General features: G+C 72.8%; 16 protein-coding genes. 12 read left to right on the top strand and 4 right to left on the bottom strand.

What is annotated here, in order from left to right; all coding sequences use genetic code 11:
- The first annotated feature begins 15 nt into the window (after positions 1-15).
- Positions 16-1,842 carry a penicillin-binding transpeptidase domain-containing protein gene (locus BLQ62_RS09595; RefSeq protein ID WP_068566311.1) on the top strand — a complete coding sequence of 609 codons (1,827 nt, stop codon included), beginning with the start codon at positions 16-18 and terminating at the stop codon, positions 1,840-1,842.
- Positions 1,843-1,870: 28 nt separating this feature from the next.
- Here BLQ62_RS09595 and BLQ62_RS09600 read toward each other — a convergent pair whose 3' ends face one another.
- Together BLQ62_RS09600 and BLQ62_RS09605 are read right to left on the bottom strand one after the other, a co-directional pair.
- Entirely contained in the window at positions 1,871-2,392 is a 522-nt protein-coding gene (locus tag BLQ62_RS09600; RefSeq protein WP_068565726.1) for a hypothetical protein, read from the bottom strand.
- Positions 2,389-2,859: a hypothetical protein gene (locus BLQ62_RS09605; RefSeq protein WP_068565724.1), complete on the bottom strand. Its 471-nt coding sequence runs from the start codon at positions 2,857-2,859 to the stop codon at positions 2,389-2,391. Before BLQ62_RS09605 ends, BLQ62_RS09600 begins: the two co-directional genes overlap by 4 nt.
- Before the next feature lie 183 nt (positions 2,860-3,042).
- Between BLQ62_RS09605 and BLQ62_RS09610 the strand changes: the two genes are divergently transcribed.
- The 4 genes from BLQ62_RS09610 (at position 3,043) to BLQ62_RS09625 (ending at position 7,003) form a co-directional block, all read left to right on the top strand.
- Positions 3,043-3,621 (top strand): GNAT family N-acetyltransferase, encoded by a 579-nt coding sequence (locus BLQ62_RS09610; protein WP_068535500.1) that lies wholly within the window; start codon positions 3,043-3,045, stop codon positions 3,619-3,621.
- A 146-nt stretch (positions 3,622-3,767) separates the two neighbouring features.
- The gene (gene map, locus BLQ62_RS09615) at positions 3,768-4,634 is read left to right on the top strand and encodes a type I methionyl aminopeptidase (protein ID WP_068535498.1); all 867 of its coding nucleotides are present in this window, start codon (positions 3,768-3,770) and stop codon (positions 4,632-4,634) included.
- On the top strand, positions 4,635-6,158 hold the full coding sequence (locus BLQ62_RS09620; protein WP_068535497.1) for a cobyric acid synthase: 1,524 nt from the start codon (positions 4,635-4,637) through the stop codon (positions 6,156-6,158).
- Positions 6,159-6,169: 11 nt separating this feature from the next.
- Positions 6,170-7,003, top strand: coding sequence for an alpha/beta fold hydrolase (locus tag BLQ62_RS09625; protein ID WP_068535495.1), 834 nt, complete (start codon positions 6,170-6,172; stop codon positions 7,001-7,003).
- 159 nt (positions 7,004-7,162) lie between these two features.
- Here BLQ62_RS09625 and BLQ62_RS09630 read toward each other — a convergent pair whose 3' ends face one another.
- Both BLQ62_RS09630 and BLQ62_RS09635 read right to left on the bottom strand, forming a co-directional pair.
- On the bottom strand, positions 7,163-8,575 hold the full coding sequence (locus BLQ62_RS09630) for a mycothione reductase (RefSeq protein WP_068565723.1): 1,413 nt from the start codon (positions 8,573-8,575) through the stop codon (positions 7,163-7,165).
- Between the two features lies 1 nt (position 8,576).
- Complete coding sequence (locus tag BLQ62_RS09635) at positions 8,577-9,581, bottom strand: alpha/beta hydrolase (protein WP_068535490.1); 1,005 nt, start codon at positions 9,579-9,581, stop codon at positions 8,577-8,579.
- 139 nt (positions 9,582-9,720) lie between these two features.
- Between BLQ62_RS09635 and mqo the strand changes: the two genes are divergently transcribed.
- The 7 genes from mqo to cobA all read left to right on the top strand — a co-directional run bounded on the left by mqo (position 9,721) and on the right by cobA (position 17,528).
- Complete coding sequence (gene mqo, locus BLQ62_RS09640; RefSeq protein ID WP_068566308.1) at positions 9,721-11,217, top strand: malate dehydrogenase (quinone); 1,497 nt, start codon at positions 9,721-9,723, stop codon at positions 11,215-11,217.
- Positions 11,218-11,221: 4 nt separating this feature from the next.
- Positions 11,222-11,656, top strand: a complete 435-nt coding sequence (locus BLQ62_RS09645; RefSeq protein ID WP_068565720.1) for a GNAT family N-acetyltransferase — start codon at positions 11,222-11,224, stop codon at positions 11,654-11,656.
- Positions 11,649-13,496: a VWA domain-containing protein gene (locus tag BLQ62_RS09650; RefSeq protein ID WP_068565719.1), complete on the top strand. Its 1,848-nt coding sequence runs from the start codon at positions 11,649-11,651 to the stop codon at positions 13,494-13,496. The genes BLQ62_RS09645 and BLQ62_RS09650 overlap by 8 nt, the downstream gene beginning before the upstream one ends.
- 92 nt (positions 13,497-13,588) lie before the next feature.
- Positions 13,589-14,206: a cob(I)yrinic acid a,c-diamide adenosyltransferase gene (cobO, locus tag BLQ62_RS09655; protein WP_068535487.1), complete on the top strand. Its 618-nt coding sequence runs from the start codon at positions 13,589-13,591 to the stop codon at positions 14,204-14,206.
- Between the two features lie 55 nt (positions 14,207-14,261).
- On the top strand, positions 14,262-15,611 hold the full coding sequence (locus tag BLQ62_RS09660; RefSeq protein WP_068565717.1) for a cobyrinic acid a,c-diamide synthase CobB: 1,350 nt from the start codon (positions 14,262-14,264) through the stop codon (positions 15,609-15,611).
- A gap of 63 nt (positions 15,612-15,674) precedes the next feature.
- The gene (locus BLQ62_RS09665; RefSeq protein WP_082756563.1) at positions 15,675-16,280 is read left to right on the top strand and encodes a DUF4822 domain-containing protein; all 606 of its coding nucleotides are present in this window, start codon (positions 15,675-15,677) and stop codon (positions 16,278-16,280) included.
- A 30-nt stretch (positions 16,281-16,310) separates the two neighbouring features.
- Positions 16,311-17,528: a uroporphyrinogen-III C-methyltransferase gene (cobA, locus tag BLQ62_RS09670; protein WP_068565713.1), complete on the top strand. Its 1,218-nt coding sequence runs from the start codon at positions 16,311-16,313 to the stop codon at positions 17,526-17,528.
- Positions 17,529-17,578: the final 50 nt, after the last annotated feature.

Consider the following 17,578-nt stretch of genomic DNA (forward strand, 5'->3'; position numbering starts at 1 on the left):
CCGGTGAACACGCCGATGCGCAGCGCCGTCGCGATCGTCGCCCTCGTGGCGCTGGTCGCCAGCGGAGCGTGCGCGCCGGCGCAGACCGCCGGCCCGGGGCCGCTCGCGGTGCGCTTCGGTGCGGCGCTCGCCGACAAGGATCTCGACGGTGCCGCCGCCCTCACCACGTCGCCCGACGCCGCGAAGAAGGCGCTGCAGGAGGCGTTCGACGGGCTGCAGGCGCGCGGCGTCCAGCTCAAGGTGGGGCAGGTGCGCACCGTCGGGGCCACCAGCCAGGTCGAGTACGAGTACGTGTGGGACCTGCCCGCCGAACAGGGCCGCTCGAGCCGCTCCTGGGACTACCGCGGTTCGCTGACCGGTGTCCAGGAGAACGGGCAGTGGCGCGTGCGGTGGGCGCCGTCGGTGCTACATCCGCGGCTCGGCGCCAACCAGACGATGGTGCTGCGCGCGCTGCCCGCGGCCGAGGCGCCCGTGAACTCGGCGTCGGGCGGCGCCGTGCTCGTTCCCGGAGTGATCAACCGGATCCGGCTCGACGCGTCGAAGGTGGCCGCCCCCACCACGGTGCTCGACGTCGCGGGGCAGCTGGCCCGCGCGTTGCAGCCGATCCTGCCGGGGCTCGACCCGGTGCAGATCACGGAGCAGGCGACGTCGCTGGGCGCGCCGTACACGGTCGCCTCGGTCAACCAGGCCGACCTGCGCAAGCTCGCGGGCGATGTGACCTCGCTGCCGGGGGTCACCCTCGTCGAGCAGGCGGACCTGGTGCCCACCGACCGCAGCTTCGCCCCGGCGCTCATGTCCTCGATCAAGAAGAACGTCGCCGGCGACCTCGCCGGCAAGGACGGCTGGGAGGTGATCGCCCAGGCCGACACCGGCGCTCGCGTGACCACGCTCTCGTCCACGGCGCCGCAGACTGCCCCGGCCGCGTCCGTGAGCATCTCGCCCATCGCGCAGGCCGCGGCGCAGGCCGCCGTGAACACCCGCCGCGACCGGCAGTCGATGATGGTGGTGATCCAGCCGTCGACCGGCAACGTCCTGGCGGTGGCGCAGAACCCCGAGGCCGACAAACTCGGCTCGCTCGCGACCTCCGGCCTGTACCCGCCGGGCTCCGTCGGCAAGATCGTGACGGCCACCGCGGCGATCTCCGCCGGCATCGCCGGGCCCGAGACGATCGTGCCGTGCCCCGGCACCCTCACCATCGGCGAGCGCGAGGTGCCCAACTACAACCGGTTCGCCCTGGGCGATGTGAGCATGCAGCGCGCGTTCGCCCGGTCGTGCAACACGAGCTTCGCCTACCTCGGTGCCAAGCTCACGCCCGAGGCGCTGCCCACCGCCGCGGCCGAGCTCGGCATCGGGCCGGAGTACTCGATCGCGGGCCTGCCCGTCTCGTCCGGGCAGTACCCGGTGCCCAAGGCGATGGTCAATCAGGTCGAGGACAGCTTCGGGCAGGGCGAGGTGCTGGTGAGCCCGTTCGCCATGGCGCTCGCGGCCGCCGCGGTCGCGCACGGCGGCGCGGTCACCCCGCAGCTGGTGCTCGGCAAGCCCACCACGGTCGACGGGGAGCGGCCCCCGCTCGATCCGAAGGCCGTCGACGGGGTGCGCGCCATGATGCGCGAGGTGGTCGCCTCCGGTACCGCCGAGCTGATCCGCGGCTCGGGCGACATCCTCGGCAAGACCGGCGAGGCGGAGGTCGAGGGCGGCTCGCACGCCTGGTTCGTCGGCTACCGCGGCGACCTGGCCTTCGCGTCCCTCGTCGTGCTGGGCGGCAGCTCCGACAACGCGGTCGCGGTCACCAAGGAGTTCTTCGACCGCTTCGACGCCCCGGTCGCGGCGACCCCCGGCTGATCGCGCGTCGAGACCGGACCGCCCGACGCTACAGGCGGTCCCAGCGGGCCCGGATCGGGTAGGTCGTCGTCCAGGTGGTCGAGCCGCGACGCGGCCACGTGATGGTGACCACGGTCGGCCCGATGTCGACCTTGGCGTCGCCCGCGAGGAACTGGGCGCTGTTCGGGGTGTCGGTGAGGAACGATCCGCGGAAGGTGATCCGGGGCGGCGAGGAGTCGATGCTCGACGGTTCGCCGTTCGCCCACGCGCGCAGGTACCGCATCCCGCTGTCGTCGCGGCACACTGCGAAGCGGTACGGGTCAGCCGGCAGGCCGCCCGAGATCAGGGTCACGGGGACGTCGGTGCCGTCGCAGCGCGCCGACGCCGCCGTGAAGCCCCGGCGATCCGTATCCGCGGGCGGCGTGCCCCGGCCCGCGGGCAGGGCGAGCGCGGCGCTGACCTCGGCGGCGTCGACGGTGGCGCGACCCTCGATCGCCGTTGCGCAGCCCGTGAGCACGGCGGCGCCGATACACGTCAGCGCGATCGGCACCGCTGCGCGGAGCCGCGTCATCCGCGGTGCCAGGCTGCTCGGATGGGGTAGGAGACGGTCCATGCCCCGGCGCCGTTGTCGGGCCAGCGGATCGCGATGGGGGAGACCCCCACGTCGACGGTGGCGCCGCGGGCGGCGAAGAGGGTGTCCGATCCGTTGACGGCGGTCCCGCGCAGGCCGATCCGCGGCCCCTGCGTGTCCGCGAGGCTCGGCCGGCCGTTGGCCCACGCGCGCAGGTAGGGCGCGCCGTTCGCGGTGCGGCACACCGCGAAGCGGTACGGATCGCCGTTGCCGCCGGTGAACAGTGCCGTCGCGCGGTCGGCGCCGTCGCAGCGCGCGGCCGGCTGGGTGGTGAATCCGTGCGTGTCGGTGCCGGCGAGGGTGGGATCGCCGGGCGCGGCCTGGACCGGTCCTGCGGCGACCGCGAGCGCCGCCAGGAGCGCGCCGCCGGTGGCAGCGGTGCGGCGCAGGCGTGTGGTGCTGGGCATTGTCTCCCCCATGTCGTCATCCGATCGCTTCCATCGATGCAACCCGCTCTGCGACAGACTGCATACTGTGCCTGAGTAAGTTACCCAGGGTTGTGTTCGGAGACAAGAGACGGGCATTACACCCGCCGCACACCTCACGGGAAATCGATTGCCGCCCCGAGTCTCGTCGGGGAGGCTCGGGGCGTGGACATCGACCTCATCGCCCCGGACGCTGCGTGGCACCAGGAGTGGCTGCGCAACGTCGCGGAGTGGGGCGACGTGACGCACCACCCGGGCTCCGGCAGCGCGTTGGCGCGCGAGCTGGACCTGACGGCACCGTCGGACTTCGCTACCTGGGTGGATCGACTGAACGCGGCGACCACGATCGACCGGAGTGGCGAACTGCTGCCCGCGACGACCTGGTGGATCGTGCGGGGCGAGCGCTATCTCGGTGCGATCCAGCTCCGGCACGAGCTGTCCCCGATGCTCGCCGAGCTGGGCGGCCACATCGGGTACCACGTGCGTCCCTCGGCGCGCCGCCGCGGCGTCGCATCCGCCGCGCTGTGCGAGGTGGTCCGGCGCGCCGAGGGCATCGGGCTGACCGAGGTGCTCGTCACCTGCGACGAGGGCAACCTCGCCTCGCGGCGCACCGCGGAATCGGCGGGTGGCGTCCTCACCAGGATCCGTCCGGTCGACGACTTCGCCGTCGGCCACGGCTTCCTCGAACCGACCTGCCACTACTGGCTCCCCACGGCCCCCGATGTCGCCCACCGGGTGACGTAACAGCGTGAGCAGCAGGCGTTTTCCCAGGACGCCGTCCGAGCCGGCGCTGTTACGTCCGGATGGGGCGGTGGCGACGGCCCGGTGGGCGGCTGCGTGCTTCGGGGCGGGGCGCTGGAGGTGTGGCGGGCGCCGATTAGGCTGAACGGATGACCCGCGCTGCACTCGTTCCCGGCACCGTCTCGCCCCGTCTGGCCGTCCCGGCGACGATCGTCCGGCCGGAGTACGTCGACAAGGCCTCGGCGAACGAGGGCAACGAGCCCTGGGTGCAGACCCCGGAGACCATCGAGAAGATGCGCCTCGCCTCCCGGATCGCCGCGGACGCGCTGCAGGCGGCGGGCGCCGAGGTGGCGCCGGGCGTGAGCACCGACCACCTCGACCGGGTGGCGCACGAGTACATGATCGACCACGGCGCCTACCCCTCGACGCTGGGCTACCGCGGCTTCCCGAAGTCGTGCTGCACGAGCCTCAACGAGGTGATCTGCCACGGCATCCCGGACAGCACCGTCATCGAGGACGGCGACATCGTCAACATCGACGTGACCGCCTACATCGACGGGGTGCACGGCGACACCAACGCCACCTTCCTCGCCGGCGACGTCTCCGAGGAGCACCGCCTCCTCGTCGAGCGCACCCGCACCGCCACCGAACGCGCCATCAAGGCCGTCAAGCCCGGGCGCGAGCTCAACGTCGTCGGCCGCGTCATCGAGTCCTACGCGAACCGCTTCGGCTACACCGTGGTCCGCGACTTCACCGGCCACGGCATCGGCGAGACCTTCCACAACGGCCTCGTCGTGCTGCACTACGACGAGCCGAACGTCGAGACCGTCCTCGAGCCCGGCATGGTCTTCACCATCGAGCCGATGATCAACCTCGGCGGCCTCGATTACGAGATCTGGTCCGACGGCTGGACCGTTGCGACCACCGACAAGAAGTGGACCGCGCAGTTCGAGCACACCCTCGTCGTCACCGACGACGGTGCCGAGATCCTCACGCTGCCGAGCGACGCCGCCTAGATGCACGGGGCGCTGCTGATCGCCGGCGCCACCTCGGACGCCGGTAAGTCCACCGTCACGGCCGGGCTGTGCCGTCTGCTGGCCCGGCGAGGCGTGCGCGTCGCGCCGTTCAAGGCGCAGAACATGTCCAACAACTCCGTCGCCACCGTCGAGGCCGACGGCACGAGCGGGGAGATCGGGCGCGCCCAGGCGACCCAGGCGCTCGCGTGCGGTCTGGCGCCGTCGACCCGGTTCAACCCCGTACTGCTCAAGCCCGGCAGCGACCGGCGCAGCCAGCTCGTCCTGCACGGCCGGCCCGTCGGCGACGTGGGTGCGCGCGACTACGTCACCCGGCGGCAGTGGCTGCTCGACGAGGTCACCACCACACTGGCCGGCCTGCGCGAGGAGTTCGACGTCGTGCTCTGCGAGGGCGCTGGCAGTCCCGCCGAGATCAACCTGCGCGCTACCGACATCGCCAACATGGGCCTCGCGCGCGCCGCCGGCCTGCCGACACTGATCGTCGGCGACATCGACCGCGGGGGAGTGCTCGCCCACCTCGCGGGCACCGTCGCCGTGCTGCCGCCCGACGACCAGCGCCTGATCTACGGCTTCCTGATCAACCGCTTCCGCGGCGACGTCTCGCTCCTCACGCCCGGACTGGAGCAACTCGAGGCGATCACGAAGCGGCCGACGCTCGGCGTGCTGCCGTACCTCACCGACCTGTGGCTGGACGCGGAGGACTCGCTCGCCGCGCTCGGCGCCGATCTCGTGGGCCGCGGCTCCACGCGCCCCGACCCGATCCGCGTCGCCGCGATCGCGCTGCCGCGGGTGTCCAACACCACCGACGTCGAGGCCCTCGCGTGCGAACCCGGGCTGACGGTGCGCTGGACGACCCGGCCCGCCGACGTCGCCGCCGCGGACCTGGTCGTGCTCCCCGGCACGAAGAGCACCGTCGCCGATCTCGCGTGGCTGCGCGAACGCGGACTCGCCGACGCGCTGATCCGGCGCGCCGCGGCGGACGGCCCGATCGTGGGCGTCTGCGGCGGCTACCAGATGCTCGGCCGCTCGATCACCGATCCCGGCGGTGTGGAGGCGGCGGCCGGGACGCGCGTCGACGGCCTCGGCATCCTCGACCTCGACGTCGAGTTCGGCCCCGTCAAATGCGTGCGGAACGTGACCGGCACGGGCATGGGTGCCGCTGCGAGCGGCTACGAGATCCATCACGGCGTCGTGGTCCGGACCGAGGAGAGCCCGGTGCTGCAGGGACCCGACGGGCCGGAGGGGGCGCTGCGGGGCACGGTCCTCGGCACCCACTGGCACGGACTGTTCGGCGCCGACGAGTTCCGGCGCGCCTACCTGGGCGCCGTTCTCCCGGGCCGCGACCTCGGTCCGGCCGTCGGCTACGACGCTGCGCGGCGCGCCCAGCTCGACGTCCTCGCCGACGCGATCGAGGAGCACTGCGACGTGGACGCGATCCTGGCGCCGTTGCAATCGCTCGGCGCGTTTTCCGCGATCCTGCCGCCCATACGGATTGTCAGTGACTAGCGTGAACGGTCATGGGGATCGATACAGCGCAGACCGTGCAGGTACCCGCGGGCTCGTGGACGTTCGACGTCTCGGTCGGGGGGCCGGAGCACGGCGTGCCGGTGCTGTTGCTGCACGGATTCCCGCAGACCGAGGAGTGTTTCGACCAGGTCCGTGAGCGTCTGCACGAGGCCGGGTTGCGCACCATCGCGCCCCGCCAGCGCGGGTACAGCCCGGGCGCCCGTCCGGTGGGCGTCGACCAGTACACGATGAAGCACCTCGCCGAGGACGCCGCGCGCATCCTGGACGCGCTCGAGGTGCCCTACGCGCACGTCGTCGGTCACGGCCTCGGCGCGACGGTGGCGTGGCACTTCGCCGCCGCCTATCCACTGCGCGCCATGAGCCTGACGGCGGTCTCGTTCGGCCACCCGTCGGCGTTCGGCGAGGCGATGGCGAGCGATCAGGACCAGCGGCAGCGTTCGCGCTACCTGGAGCTGTTCCTGCGCTCCGGCGAGGCCGAGAAGGCGCTGCTCGCGAACGACGCCCGCACGCTGCTCGCCACGGCGCCGGGCGGGGGCATCGAGGACCTCGCGAACGAACCCGCGTTGACGGCGGCGCTGAACTGGTACCGGGCCAACATGGTGCCCGGCGGGGAGGGGCTGGACTGCCCCGTGATCGAGGTGCCCACCACGCTGGTCTGGGGCGATCGCGATGCGATCGCGGGTGCGGCGCAGGCCAAGGGCACCGCGCACTTCCTCCGTGCCGACTACCGGCTCAGCGAGGTGCCCGACGGCGACCACTGGCTCCCGTTGCGCGCGCCGGCGGCGCTGGCCTCGGAGATCGCGCTGCGCACGCTGCGGAACTGACCGCGCCGCGCGCGGTCAGTCCCCGAGCGAGCTAGGAGCCGGAGCCGCAGGTGCAGCTGTCGCCGCACGAGCAGTTCTCGCACGTGCAGTTCGGGTTGGAGCAGCCGGGGATGATCAATTCATTGTGATTCATGCATATGACTGTACCGCGGCCGGGCGTCAGGAGCGCATGTCCTCCGCCACCTTCAGGAAGGCGTTCTCGACCAGCTCCGGCAACGCCGGGTGGATCCAGTACTGACCGCGGGCGAACTCCTCCGGCGGGATCGAGAACGACATCGCCGTGATCGCCGACTGGATCAGCGCCGAAGCCTGGTGGCCGACGATGTGCGCGCCCACCAGCAGCCCCGTCGCGCGGTCGCCGACCAGCTTGCACACGCCCTCCGCATCCGCCATCGCCCAGCCGTAGGCGATGTCGGCGTAGCGCTGCTCGCCGACCGCCACGTCGATGCCGCGCGCGCGGGCCTCGTCCTCGTTCAGGCCCACCGAGGCGACCTGCGGCCGGGAGAACACCGCACCCGGCACGAACCGGTGATCCGAGGTCGCCGCGGGCGTGTCCCAGCCGGAGAGCAGGTTCTCCGCGACGGTCCGCGCCTCGTGGTTGGCCACGTGCCGCAGCGGGAACCGGGTGCTCACGTCGCCCAGCGCCCACACGCCGCGCACCGGGGTGCGCTGGTGCTCGTCGACGGGGACCCGGCCCTCCTCGTCGAGGTCGATGCCGATCGCGGACAGGTCGAGCGTGTCACCGTTCGGAATCCGGCCGGTCGCGACGAGCATCACGTCGGCGGCCACCGTCGACCCGTCGGTCAGATCCACCTCGACGCCGTCGCCCACCGCCCGCGTCGCGGTGACCTCGGTGCCGAGCCGCACGTCCCAGGTCCGGCGGACCTGTTCGGTGAAGATCTCCGAGATCGTCCGGTCCTGCGCCCGCAGCAGGCGCTCGCCCCGGGCCACGACGGTGACCTCGGAGCCGAGGCCGGCGAAGACGTGGGCGAACTCGGCGGCGATGTAGCCGCCGCCCACCACGATCAGCCGGCGCGGCAGGTCGTCGAGCCGCATGATGCTCTCGCTGACGTGGTAGCGCGCCGGGCCCGATTCGATGACGGGCGGGACGGCCGGGCGCGAACCCGCCGCGATCACGACGTCGCGGCCGGCGACCACGGTGCCGTCCGCGAGCGCGAGACGGTGCAGGCCGTCCCCGGCGTCCGGGAGGAATCGCGCCTCCTGCTGGAAGACGGTGACGTTCGGGCACTTCTCCACGCGGTAGCGCAGGCCGCCCGCGGAGTAGCGGTCGATGCGGCCGAAGACGCGGTCCCGGATGGCCGGCCAATGGGTGGCCGTGACGGTCGCGTCGACGCCCAGCGGGCCGCTCTCGCGCGCGTCCTCGGCGACATCGGCCGGGTAGACGAACATCTTGGTGGGAATGCAGCCGACGTTGAGGCAGGTGCCGCCGAACGCGCCGCCGGCCACGCCTTTGTCGACGATCGCGACGGTCCGGTCGTCGAAGCGGTGATCGGGGATGGTGTTGCCGGCGCCGGAGCCGATGACGACGAGGTCGAAGACGTTCTCGGACATGTCAGGCCTCGATCTCTCGGGCCAGCCAACCGGCCAGCTCGGCGTAAGCGGTCTCCCGCGCGTCCTTCTCGGAGAGGAAGACGTCGTGCTTGGCGTTCTCGACGGGGATCACGGTCAGCCGCCCGCCGAGGGCGCCGGCCCATTTCGCGATCTGCCGGGTGTCGAGCACCACGTCGGCGCGGCCGGCCTCCTCGCTCCACTCCTTGGGGGCGAAGCTCTTCGTCGAGCGCAGCACCAGGGACGGGACGCCCACGTCCAGGCCGCGGTGCAGCAGGCTGTGCGCCACTCGCACGGCACGCAGCCAGCCGAACCGCACCGGGAAGCCCTCGATGGGCTTGATCCGCGGGTCGAAGTCGAACTCGCCGTGCGCGCTCGAGTGGATGGTCTGGCCGTAGACGCCGACGGCTTCGACCGGCACCGGCCGGGTGCCGACGGCCTTGCCGATGAGCTTGACGACGGGCGTCGCGAGCTCGCGGAGCATCGCGGAGCCCTGGAGGTCGAACCAGGGGCTGTCGAGGACGAGGCCGACGACCGGTCCGGTGCGGCCCGCCTTGCGGCGCCGATCGAGCCACAGCGGGGTGATGAGTCCGCCCGTGGAGTGCGCCGCGACGACGACGCCGAGGCCGGGGTGCTCCTGCTCGATCGCCGCGACCGCGAGGTCCAGCTCCTCGTCGTAGACGGTGAAGTCGGTCGCGTAGTGCGCGGACTGACCCTCGCGCAGCGAACGACCGCACTTGCGCAGATCGAGCGCGTAGAAGGCGTACCCGCGCTCCGCGAAGAACTCCGCGACGGCGGTCTGGAAGAAGTAGTCGGAGAAGCCGTGCACCCACAGCACCGCGTGGTGCGGATCGGTCGCGCCCGCGGTGCTCGTCGGGACGTGCTTGACCAGCGTGGCCACGACGTCCCCGCCCGGCTCGCCGTCCGGGTCCGGGCCCAGCTCGAAGGTGTGCGCGACGTACTCGTCGCCGAGGACGTCGGGGGAGTAGGTCAGCTCAGTGGTCGCCACGACTTCACTGTAATGAGGGTGTGCCGTCGGGTCGTACTGCACGGTGTGCCGCGCGCCACCGGAGGGGCCCGGAGTAAGGTTCTCGCCCAGAAGGGGGCCGATACCGGGCCCCGCCCCACGTCGAGGAGTGAACTACCAGATGGCCCGTAACGTGATCAGCACGGACGTCGCGCTCGTCGGCGCAGGAATCATGAGCGCCACGCTCGGGACCCTGCTCCGCAAGCTGGAGCCCAGCTGGTCGATCAACGTCTTCGAGTCCCTCGACGCCGCGGCGGCCGAGTCCTCCGACCCGTGGAACAACGCGGGCACCGGGCACTCGGCGCTGTGCGAGCTGAACTACACGCCGCAGGCGGCGGACGGTTCGGTGGACATCAGCAAGGCGATCACGATCAACGAGCAGTTCCAGGTCTCGCGCCAGTTCTGGGCGTACGCGGTGGACGCCGGCGTGCTCGACGAGCCCTCCGACTTCATCAACCCCATCCCGCACGCCAGCTTCGTGCACGGCGCCGACAACGTCGAGTACCTGCGCAAGCGCTACGACGCGCTGGCGCACCAGACGCTGTTCGGGGGCATGGAGTACTTCACCGATCCGGCCACGTTCTCCGAGCGCCTGCCGATCATGGCCGCGGGCCGCAACTTCGCCGATCCCGTCGCCGTGAACTGGTACGAGGGCGGCACCGACGTCGACTTCGGCTCGCTGACCAAGAAGCTGATCAACTTCGTGGGCAAGGGCGGCGCCGTCCACTTCGGCACCAAGGTCACCAACCTCAAGCGCACCAAGGACGGTTGGCGGCTGACGGTCAAGAACCTGCGCACCCACGAGGTCACCCACGTGGACGCGCGCTTCGTCTTCGTCGGCGCGGGCGGCGGCGCGCTGCCGCTGCTGCAGAAGTCGGGCATCAAGGAGGCCAAGGGCTTCGGCGGTTTCCCCGTCTCCGGTCAGTTCTTCCGCTGCTCCAACCCGGAGCTCATCGACCACCACGCCGCCAAGGTCTACGGCAAGGCCGCCGTCGGCGCCCCGCCGATGTCGGTGCCCCACCTCGACACCCGCGTGATCGAGGGCAACAAGGGCCTGCTCTTCGGCCCCTACGCCGGGTTCTCGCCGAAGTTCCTCAAGGCCGGCCAGTACACCGACCTGCCGCTGTCGGTGAAGCCGAACAACCTGCTCCCGATGATGGCCGTGGGCCTCAAGGAGATGGGCCTGACCAAGTACCTCATCGGCGAGCTGCTCCAGTCGCCCGCAGACCGGGTCAAGACCCTCTCGGAGTTCGTGCCCCGCGCCGACGGCCACGACTGGGAGCTCATCACCGCCGGTCAGCGCGTCCAGGTGATCCGCAAGGGCCCCGGTGGCGGCAACCTCGAGTTCGGCACCGCGGTGATCGCCGCGAACGACGAGTCGATCGCCGGCCTGCTGGGTGCCTCGCCCGGCGCCTCGACGGCCGTTCCCGCCATGCTGGACGTGCTCGGCAAGTGCTTCCCCAAGCACATGCAGGCGTGGAAGCCGTTGCTGCAGGAGATGATCCCGTCGTACGGCACCACGCTCAACGACAACAAGCAGCTCTTCGACCAGGTCTGGGACTGGACGAACCGCACGCTGCAGCTGTCCCCGGGCGTCGGGGCCGACGCGCAGGCGTAACGCCGTGCACCGCGCCTCCGGTGACGAACTCGACGCGAGGACCCTCTACGCGCTGCTCAGGCTGCGCGCGGAGGTCTTCATCGCCGAGCAGCAGAGCCCGTGGCTCGACGTCGACGGGCGGGACCTCTCCCCGTCGACGGTGCACTTCTGGCTGCCCGCCGAGGACGGTGGCGCCGTCGCCACCGTGCGCGTCACCGACGAGGGGCCGGGCCTGGCCGCGATCGGCCGGGTGTGCGCGGCACCGTCGCACCGCGGGCGTGGCCTGATCGGCGAACTGATGACCGCGGCGCTCGCCGAACTCGACGGTCGCGCCTGCCTGCTCGAGGCGCAGTCGCACCTCGAGGCCATGTACGCCAAGTACGGATTCGCCCGCGAGGGAGACGAATTCATCGAGGACGGCATCCCGCACGTCCCCATGAGGAGGCCCGCCGGTGTCTGACCGCTACCCGTTCAGCGCCGTCGTCGGCCACGACGAGCTGCGGCTCGCACTGACCCTGTGCGCCATCGCGCCCGCGGTCGGCGGCGTGCTCGTGCGCGGCGAGAAGGGCACCGCGAAGTCGACCGCCGCCCGCGCGCTGGCACCGCTGCTCCCGCCGCGCAGTGACGGCGGCACCGCCCGCCTCGTCGAGCTGCCCATCGGCGCCACCGAGGACCGCGTCGTGGGCTCCCTCGATCTGCACCGCGCGCTCGGTGAGGGGGCCGTGGACTTCACGCCGGGCCTGCTCGCGGACGCCGACGGCGGCATCCTCTACGTCGACGAGGTCAACCTGCTCTCCGACCACCTCGTGGACGTGCTGCTCGATGCCGCCGCGATGGGCCGGGTGAGCGTCGAACGCGACGCCGTCTCCCGTTCCTACCCGGCGCGATTCGTCCTGGTGGGCACCATGAATCCCGAGGAGGGGGAGCTGCGGCCCCAGCTGCTCGACCGGTTCGGTCTCGCGGTGGACGTGCGCGCCAGCCGCGACGTCGACGACCGCGTCGAGGTGATGCGGCGGCGCCTCGCCTTCGAGGCCGACCCCGCGGCCTTCGCCGCCGAGTACGCCGCGGCCGACGCCGAGCAGGCCCGTCGCATCGCCGCCGCCCGCGACCGGCTACCGGACGTCGTGCTGCCCGACGCGGAGCTGCGCCGCATCGCCGCGGTGTGCGCGGCCTTCGACGTCGACGGCATGCGCGCCGACCTGGTGATCGCGCGCGCCGCCCGCGCCCACGCCGCCTGGCGCGGCGCCGACGAGGTCACCGAGGACGACGTGCGCGTCGCCGCGGCGCTGGCGCTGCCGCACCGCAAGCGCCGTGACCCCTTCGACGAGCCTGGCCTCGACGAGTCCGAACTCGAGCGCGCCCTCGACGAGGCCCGCCAGGACGACGACCCCGAACCCGAGCCGGACCCCGATCCCGACGGCCCGGACGGCGGCGAGGCGGCGGACCCGCCGACGCCGCAACAGGATCCGGGCGAGGACGGACAGGACGCGCCGGGCGGTGCGCCGCTGCCCACCGCGCGGCACCGCACCGTCGGCCGGCTCACCGTGCCCGGCGTCGGGACCGGGGGAGCAGCGGGCCGTCGCTCGAAGTCCCGCTCCGATCGCGGCAGCGTCGTCCGCGCGGCCCCCGCCGGCACCGGCGCGGGCCTGCACCTGGCCGCCACGCTGCGCGCCGCGGCACCCGCGCAGGCCGCCCGCGGCCGCGTCGACGGTCCGCTGCGCCTGGCACCGTCGGATCTGCGGTCCCCGATCCGGGAGGCGACCGAGGGCAACCTCGTGGTCTTCGTCGTGGACCTCTCCGGGTCGATGGCGGCCCGGGAGCGGATCGCGCTGGTCGGCGAGGCCGCCGTCTCGCTGCTGCGCGACGCCTACCAGCGCCGCGACAAGGTCGCCGTCATCGGCTTCCGGGGCGCCGAGGCCACCCTGCTCGTCCCGCCGACGCGGTCCGTCGACGTGGCCGTCGGGCGACTGGCGCGGGCCCGCACCGGCGGCCGGACCCCGCTGGCCGAGGGCCTGATCGAGGCGCGGAAGCTGCTGCGTCGCGAGGACCTGCGGCCCGACGCCCGGCGCCCGCTGGTCGTGGTGCTCACCGACGGTCGCGCGACCGCCGGCCGTGATCCGCTGCCGCGGGCTCTCGCCGCGGCCGCGGGCCTGCGCGCCGACGGCCGCGCGGCGGTCGTGGTGGACTGCGAGACCTCCATGGTGCGGCTGGGGCTGGCGACGAAGGTCGCGGCCGAGCTCGGCGCCTCGCTACTCCCGCTGAGCGGCCTGAGCCCGCAGGATCTCGCCCGCGTCGCCTGACGTATGTTCGCCAACGTCGGGTTCTGCGGCCCTCCGAGGTGAGATCGGGCCGCGGAGCCCCGCGAAACCCGACACTCAGTGAGGAGCCCCGAATGCCCCAGGGCAAGGTCGAATCGGTGCCGCAGGACGGCCTGACCACTCGGCAGCGCCGCAACCAGCCGGTTCTCGCGGTGCACACCGGGCCGGGCAAGGGGAAGTCGACGGCGGCGTTCGGCATGGCCATGCGCGCCTGGAACCAGGGTTTCGACATCGGCGTCTTCCAGTTCGTCAAGAGCGCGAAGTGGAAGGTCGGCGAGGAGCAGACGATGCTCGCGCTGAACGAGCTGCACGAGCGCACCGGTGCCGGCGGGCCCGTCGAGTGGCACAAGATGGGGCAGGGCTGGTCGTGGCTGCGCCGCACCGACGACGCCGAACAGGACCACGCCGAGGCCGCGCGCGACGGCTGGCGGGAGATCGCGCGCCGGCTCAGCGTCGAGCAGCATCGCTTCTACGTGCTCGACGAGTTCACCTACCCGCTCAAGTGGGGCTGGATCGATGTCGACGAGGTGGTCGAGACCCTGGTGCACCGCCCCGGCAACCAGCACGTCGTCATCACCGGCCGCGACGCGCCGCAGGCCCTCATGGACGCCGCCGACCTGGTCACCGAGATGACGAAGGTCAAGCACCCCATGGACGCGGGGAGGAAGGGGCAGAGGGGGATCGAGTGGTGAGGAACGGCTCCGGCGTCCCGGGAGGCGCGGTGGCCGGGGAGAGCAGGGGCATCGCATGGTGACCCCCGCCGTCGTCATCGCCGCGCCCTCGTCCGGCAGCGGGAAGACGACCATCGCGACGGGACTCATGGGTGCCCTCGCGCGCACCGGTGCGGTGGCGCCGTTCAAGGTCGGCCCCGACTACATCGATCCCGGCTACCACGCGCTGGCCACCGGGCGCCCCGGCCGCAATCTCGACGCCGTGCTGTGCGGCGACGAGCGCATCGCGCCGCTCTACCGGCACGGCGCGCAGGGCGCCGACATCGCGGTGATCGAGGGCGTGATGGGCCTGTTCGACGGGCGCATCCTCGACGGCCCGGCCGGCGTCGCGACCGAGGGCATCGGCTCGACCGCCGACGTCGCCCAGATCCTCGGCGCCCCGGTGCTGCTCGTCGTCGACGCCCGCGGCCACTCGCAGTCCCTCGCCGCCCTGCTCGCCGGTTTCGCCACCCATCGTCCGGGGATCGCGATCGCCGGCGTGATCCTCAATCGCGTCTCCAGCCCGCGCCACGAGCGGGTGCTGCGCGATGCGTGTGTGCACGCGGGCCTCGAAGCGGTCGGGGCGGTCCCCGGCGCCGCCGCTCTGGAGGTCCCGGCGCGACACCTGGGCCTGATCCCCGCGGCGGAGCGCGGCACGGACGCGGTCGCCGCCGTCGAGGCCATGACCGACCTCGTCGAACGCCACGTCGACGTGGAGCGGATCCGCGCCCTCGCGCGGCCCGTCGCGGAGGGGCCGGTGTGGTCGCCCGCCACGGAGGTGGCCGCCGTGGGCGAACCCGTCGTCGCCCTGGCCGGCGGCCCCGCCTTCAGCTTCGGCTACGCCGAGCACGAGGAACTGCTGCGCGCCGCCGGCGCCCGGGTGCACCGCTTCGATCCGCTCACCGATGAACTGCCCGAGCACGCCGCCGCCGTGGTGCTGCCGGGCGGCTTCCCCGAGGTGTACGCGGAGCGGCTCTCGGCGAACGCGCCGCTGCGCGCACAGGTCCGTGCGCTCGTCGCCGCGGGGGGAGTGGTGCACGCCGAGTGCGCCGGCCAGCTCTATCTCGCGGACTCGCTCGACGGGGTCCCGATGTGCGGGGTGATCCCGGGCGACGCGGCCTTCACCCCCCGTCTGAAGCTCGGCTACCGCGACGCCGTCGCCCTCGGCACGGGGGCGCTGTTCGCGGCCGGCGAGCGCGTGACGGGTCACGAGTTCCACCGCACCGTGCTCGCTCCCGGCCCCGCGCCCGCCTGGGGCTGGCGCGACGGTGACGGTGTCGCCGTCACCGACGGACACCTCTCGCCCACAGTGCACTCCTCGTATCTGCACGTGCACCCTGCCGGATACCCCGAGGTCGCGGAACGCCTGGTCAGAGCGGTCGCGTGAGGAGTTCGTCTCACCCTGAGCGAGGGCCTCGCGCGGGCTGAGAGGGTGCTGTACAAAAGCTTCATGCACTCCTCGATCAAGCTCGTCTCCGTGACCTTCGCCGCCGCTGCCGTGGTCGCCACCTCCGCCTGCGCCGCCGGGTCCTACGCCGCCCCCGGTTCGCCGTCGTCCTCGTCCTCCGCGAAGCCCAGCGGGTCCGCCAAGCCGTCCACCAAGCCTTCGACCGGCACGTCGGCCGGCGCTTCGGCCAAGCCCTCGGCCGCGAAGCCCACCCCGGTCAAGGCGGGCACCCCGGGCGCGATCCTCGCCTCCACCGCGTGGGAGACCACCGGTGCCAAGGACGCGAAGGGCGCCACGGTCGCGCTGACCGACAAGAACGTGAAGAACTACGTCGGCTGGGCCTACTTCAAGAAGGACGGCACCTTCACCCTCTACAACCTCGACGACACCGCCAAGGGCAAGGGCGACTGGACCGTCTCCGCCGACGGCAAGACCCGCACCATCGTCGCCAAGAACGCCGACGGCAGCGTCCAGTACAAGCGCACCGTCGAGATCGTGACCCTCACCGAGAAGGAGTTCACGTACCGCGTGTACCCCGAGGCGTCGAACAAGGCCGTGTACTACGACATCGTGCACACGCCGACCAAGCACGCCGAGCCGCGCGCATAGCCGCACCGGTCGCTCACTAAGCTGAGCGGAATGAACAGCCACGGCGCCCCGCACGATCCCTACCTCGTCGGTCTGGATCTGCGAGGGCGCCGTGTCGTCGTCGTGGGGGCCGGCACCGTCGTGCAGCGCCGGCTGCCCGTCCTGCTCGCCGCGGGCGCCGACGTCCACGTCGTTGCCCCCGAGGCCACGCCGGCGGTGGAGGCGACCCCGGGGATCGTCTGGCACCGGCGCGAGTACGCCTCCGGCGACCTGCTCGGCGCCTGGTACGCCCTGGCCGCCACGAACGATCCCGCGGTCAACGCGGCCGTCGTCGCCGAGGCCGAGGTGCAGCGCACCTTCTGCGTCCGCGCCGACCTCGCTCGCGAGGGCACGGCCGTCACTCCGGCGACGGTCGCCACGGACGGCCTCCAGGTGGGCGTCCTCGCCTCGGGTGATCACCGACGGTCCGCCGCCGTCCGGGACGCTCTCCGCGCCGTCCTGACGGGCGACGAGGCCGCCCGCCCCAGCCGCAAGCCCGAAGGCGTGGCGCTCGTCGGCGGGGGACCGGGCGACCCCGACCTCATCACCGTGCGGGGCCGGGCCCTGCTCGGGTTGGCCGACGTGGTCGTCGCCGACCGCCTCGCGCCGCCCCGCCTGCTCGCCGAGCTCGCGCCGCACGTCGAGGTCATCGACGCGGCGAAGGTGCCCTACGGGCGCGCCATGGCGCAGCAGGCGATCAACCAGGTGCTCATCGAACGCGCGCGCGAGGGCAAGTTCGTCGTCCGGCTCAAGGGCGGCGACCCGTACGTCTTCGGCCGCGGCTTCGAGGAGCTCGAGGCGCTGGCAGCCGAGGGCATCCCCGTGACGGTGGTCCCGGGGATCACCAGCTCGATCGCCGCGCCTTCGGCTGCGGGCATCCCGGTCACGCACCGCGGCGTCACGCACGAGTTCGTCGTCGTCTCCGGGCACGTGGCGCCGGGGCACCCCGACAGCCTCGTCGACTGGGACGCGCTGGGCCGGCTGCGCGGCACCGTCGTGGTGCTCATGGCGGTGGAGCGGCTCGCGGCGATCGCCGAGGCGCTGATCGCGGGCGGGCGGCCCACCGAGACCCCCGCCGCCGTGGTCGAGAACGCGACGACGGGCGGCCAGCGGACCGTCCGCGGCACGCTCGCCTCGATCGCGGCCGATGCCGCGGCCGCGAACGTCGTCCCGCCGGCGGTGCTCGTGGTGGGGCCGACGGCCGGATTCCTGGCGGCGCAGGGGGCCTGACGCCCATCCGGGGTGTGGTTTCGCCGCGTGTCGCTCGAGTGTGACGCCCC

The sequence above is a fragment of the Tsukamurella pulmonis genome, assembly GCF_900103175.1.
In the GTDB taxonomy this organism is placed as follows: Bacteria; Actinomycetota; Actinomycetes; order Mycobacteriales; family Mycobacteriaceae; genus Tsukamurella; species Tsukamurella pulmonis.

Bases quoted from the DNA above. Each gene is read 5' to 3' on its own strand.
- mqo (WP_068566308.1), top strand. From the start codon at position 9,721: ATGGCCCGTAACGTGATCAGCACGGACGTCGCGCTCGTCGGCGCAGGA.
- BLQ62_RS09600 (WP_068565726.1), bottom strand. From the start codon at position 2,392: ATGACGCGGCTCCGCGCAGCGGTGCCGATCGCGCTGACGTGTATCGGC.
- BLQ62_RS09605 (WP_068565724.1), bottom strand. From the start codon at position 2,859: ATGCCCAGCACCACACGCCTGCGCCGCACCGCTGCCACCGGCGGCGCG.
- BLQ62_RS09595 (WP_068566311.1), top strand. From the start codon at position 16: ATGCGCAGCGCCGTCGCGATCGTCGCCCTCGTGGCGCTGGTCGCCAGC.
- cobA (WP_068565713.1), top strand. From the start codon at position 16,311: ATGAACAGCCACGGCGCCCCGCACGATCCCTACCTCGTCGGTCTGGAT.
- BLQ62_RS09625 (WP_068535495.1), top strand. From the start codon at position 6,170: ATGGGGATCGATACAGCGCAGACCGTGCAGGTACCCGCGGGCTCGTGG.
- BLQ62_RS09620 (WP_068535497.1), top strand. From the start codon at position 4,635: ATGCACGGGGCGCTGCTGATCGCCGGCGCCACCTCGGACGCCGGTAAG.
- cobO (WP_068535487.1), top strand. From the start codon at position 13,589: ATGCCCCAGGGCAAGGTCGAATCGGTGCCGCAGGACGGCCTGACCACT.
- BLQ62_RS09630 (WP_068565723.1), bottom strand. From the start codon at position 8,575: ATGTCCGAGAACGTCTTCGACCTCGTCGTCATCGGCTCCGGCGCCGGC.
- BLQ62_RS09660 (WP_068565717.1), top strand. From the start codon at position 14,262: ATGGTGACCCCCGCCGTCGTCATCGCCGCGCCCTCGTCCGGCAGCGGG.
- BLQ62_RS09665 (WP_082756563.1), top strand. From the start codon at position 15,675: ATGCACTCCTCGATCAAGCTCGTCTCCGTGACCTTCGCCGCCGCTGCC.
- map (WP_068535498.1), top strand. From the start codon at position 3,768: ATGACCCGCGCTGCACTCGTTCCCGGCACCGTCTCGCCCCGTCTGGCC.